The sequence below is a fragment of the Okeania sp. SIO2F4 genome (assembly GCF_010672385.1).
In the GTDB taxonomy this organism is placed as follows: Bacteria; Cyanobacteriota; Cyanobacteriia; order Cyanobacteriales; family Microcoleaceae; genus Trichodesmium.
In genome coordinates this window covers 1-3362 of record NZ_JAAHGT010001019.1, presented here as the reverse complement: position 1 = coordinate 3362, position 3362 = coordinate 1, and the positions used below count along the sequence as shown (strand labels likewise).

Genomic DNA, 3362 nt, shown 5'->3' with positions numbered 1-3362 from the left:
ATTATCAGAAAAAATCCCCAAATGTTTGTTGAGACCGGAGGATGTCAACAAACATGATTGGAGTCACTGGAGGCGAGTTGCTAGTTTTATTAAACTGCATCGTATTCGGAGGACTCAACTTTTTCAATGGAAGAAAGCCCTTGAGGGTATCCTCACCCATAGTTTATGGGCGGAACATGAACTTTCTGTGCAAGTACACATTGAAACGGGTGAGCCACCAAATCATTTGCACTCACCGATGGCAAATGTCTAGCGCGTGTCTAGTTTTCAAGAAGGTGTATCAATTATTTCCTCCTACTGGACTGACACAGCTAATGAGTGTGCGCATTTATTTGGGGGCGGGTTTATTTCATCTAATGGTTAAACTCGTTCATTTTCAAAACAAACCCGCCCCTACTATTGTACTATTTTAGATGAAACAGTCCGCTACTCACTAATCTCTAATGAATACTGAAATACCCGAACAACTTGCCTTAATGCAGTTATCTGATTCTTTTTTCCCAAGTGGATCTTTTACCTTTTCTCACGGACTAGAAACTTTAGTTCAAACTGGAAAAATTCAGTCAAGGGAAGAAATTTTGTATTTCTTGCAAATATTATTGCGCAATAAAATTGGAGTTAGTGATGTGGTAGCATTAATTCACAGTTATCGGGGTAGTAAAAACGGAAATATAGAGGCGGTGAGAGAAGCTGATCGGCAACTATTTATTCAAACAGCGATCGCTAAAAATAGAGAAACTCAGCGTCAAAGTGGACGAGCGTTATTAATGGTAGCTAGTTCTACTTGGCAAGACGAACGACTAGAAACTCTTAATCAAGATGCTGTTCAGGGGAAAATACACTGTTTACATCCAGTTATTTTTGGTGCAATTACTTCAGTAGCAGGTTTAAAGGAACGAGATGCAGTATTAGCTTTTTTGCATGGTTTGGTTACTAATATATTGGGAGCAGCTATTCGTTTAGGTATTTTAGGACATATACAAACACAGCAAGTTTTACTCCAATTAGTACCAGATATTGAAGCGGTTTGGTCAACTGCTGTATCGATGAATTTAGAGCAAATGTGGTCTTGTACTCCCTTGATTGATATTGCTCAAATGCAACATCCCAAATTGGCTCAGAGATTGTTTGCTAATTAGGCTTTGCTGAATAAGTCTTATGGTTGAGACTAGAATTCAGAATTGAGAATTGAGAATTCAGAATTTTATGAGGAGGTAGGAGGAAGACTAGAATTGAGAATTGAGAATTTTAAGCGAAAAAAGCTAAAATATTTATCTGTAAATGCTTTAAGAGTTAATCAAGAAGCCTTAATTACATCTTTTATAGCGCTACTCATTAAGGCATTTGACATTTCTAAATCCTGAAACCCTTTGACCGTTTACTATTCCCCATTCCCTATTCCCTATTCCCTATTCCCTAGCGCTATAACATATACAAAAAGAGGAATTAAAGTTATGAGTTATCGTATGAATCGACGCGCTTATGCTGATACCTATGGACCAACAGTAGGCGATCGCGTTCGTTTGGCAGATACGGAATTATTTATCGAAGTTGAACGAGATTACACGACTTATGGTGACGAAGTAAAGTTTGGTGGTGGTAAAGTAATCCGTGATGGAATGGGACAATCACCCATATCTCGTGAAGCTGGTGCAGTAGATTTAGTAATTACTAATGCTCTGATTCTGGATTGGTGGGGGGTCGTCAAAGCCGATATTGGCATCAAAGACGGCAAGATTGATAAAATCGGCAAAGCAGGTAATCCTTATATTCAAGATGGAGTAGATATTATTATTGGTCCATCTACTGAAGTTATTGCTGGAGAAGGACATATTATTACGGCGGGAGGAATAGATAGTCACATTCACTTTATTTGCCCCCAACAAATAGAAATAGCGATCGCTTCTGGCATCACGACAATGATAGGAGGTGGCACAGGTCCGGCTACAGGTACTAATGCTACGACCTGTACTCCTGGTCAGTGGAATATTTGGATGATGCTACAAGCTGCTGATGCTTTTCCGATAAATTTGGGTTTTTTGGGCAAGGGAAATAGTGCTAAACCAGAAGGATTAATAGAACAAATTAAAGCTGGAGCAATGGGTTTAAAACTCCATGAAGATTGGGGAACAACTCCTGCTGCCATTGACACTTGTTTGAGTGTTGCCGATAAATATGACGTACAGGTAGCTATCCATACCGACACCCTCAATGAAGCAGGTTTTGTAGAAAATACGATCGCTGCTTTTAAAGACCGAGTAATTCATACCTATCATACTGAAGGTGCGGGAGGTGGACACGCACCAGATATTATTAAAGTTTGCGCCCTCAAAAATGTATTACCTTCTTCAACTAATCCTACTCGTCCGTTTACAGTCAATACTTTAGAAGAACATCTTGATATGTTGATGGTCTGTCACCACCTTGATAAAAACATTCCCGAAGATGTAGCTTTTGCTGAATCTAGGATACGCAAAGAAACTATTGCAGCAGAAGATATTTTACACGATTTAGGAGCATTTAGCGCTATTGCTTCTGATTCTCAAGCAATGGGTAGAGTGGGAGAAGTAATTATTCGTACTTGGCAAACTGCTCACAAAATGAAAGTACAAAGAGGTGTTTTAGCTCCCGATACAAAGGAAGTAGCAGCATCAACTATTTCTTCCTACTCCCTACTCCCTACTCCCTACTCCCTAATGAATGCAGATAATTTTCGGGCTAAACGCTACATTGCAAAATATACTATCAATCCGGCAATTATGCACGGTATTGCTGATTATGTTGGTTCTATTGAAGTAGGAAAACTAGCTGATATCTGCCTTTGGAAACCTGCTATGTTTGGGGTTAAACCCGAAATAGTTATTAAAGGTGGAGCGATCGCTTGGGCACAAATGGGCGACCCGAATGCTAGTATTCCTACACCCCAACCTGTATATATGCGTCCCATGTTTGGTAGCTTTGGTGGTGCAGTTTCTACCACTTCTTTGACCTTTGTCTCTAAAGAAGCATTAGATACTGGGATACCGGAACAAATCAGTTTAAAGACTCCTGCGGTAGCTGTTAGTAATACACGAAATATCGGTAAAGCAGATATGAAACTTAATTCAGCAACGCCAAAAATAGAAGTAAATCCTGAAACTTATGAAGTGAGAGCAGATGGTGAACTATTAACTTGTGAACCTGCCTCTGTTTTACCAATGGCGCAGCGTTATTTTTTATTTTGAAGTAGCACTCAACACTCAGCTATCAGCTATTAGACCTCTCCAAAATAAAATTTAATGTAAAATTGTAGTAGCTAATTATATATACGCTGTGGCCAATGAACCAAGTATTAGAATATATTTATAATCATCCAAAACAAA

3 protein-coding genes are annotated in these 3362 nt (G+C 39.1%); all 3 read left to right on the top strand.

All coding sequences use genetic code 11. The features are described 5' to 3' along the window. The coding region (locus tag F6K22_RS36515; RefSeq protein ID WP_293109572.1) for a hypothetical protein at positions 1 to 253 on the top strand (253 nt) is incomplete at its 5' end. 190 nt (positions 254 to 443) lie between these two features. Further along, positions 444 to 1139 (top strand): urease accessory protein UreF, encoded by a 696-nt coding sequence (locus F6K22_RS36510; protein WP_293109570.1) that lies wholly within the window; start codon positions 444 to 446, stop codon positions 1137 to 1139. 315 nt (positions 1140 to 1454) lie between these two features. Then, positions 1455 to 3224, top strand: coding sequence for an urease subunit alpha (ureC, locus tag F6K22_RS36505; RefSeq protein ID WP_293109568.1), 1770 nt, complete (start codon positions 1455 to 1457; stop codon positions 3222 to 3224). Positions 3225 to 3362: the final 138 nt, after the last annotated feature.

Bases quoted from the DNA above. Each gene is read 5' to 3' on its own strand.
- F6K22_RS36510 (WP_293109570.1), top strand. From the start codon at position 444: ATGAATACTGAAATACCCGAACAACTTGCCTTAATGCAGTTATCTGAT.
- ureC (WP_293109568.1), top strand. From the start codon at position 1,455: ATGAGTTATCGTATGAATCGACGCGCTTATGCTGATACCTATGGACCA.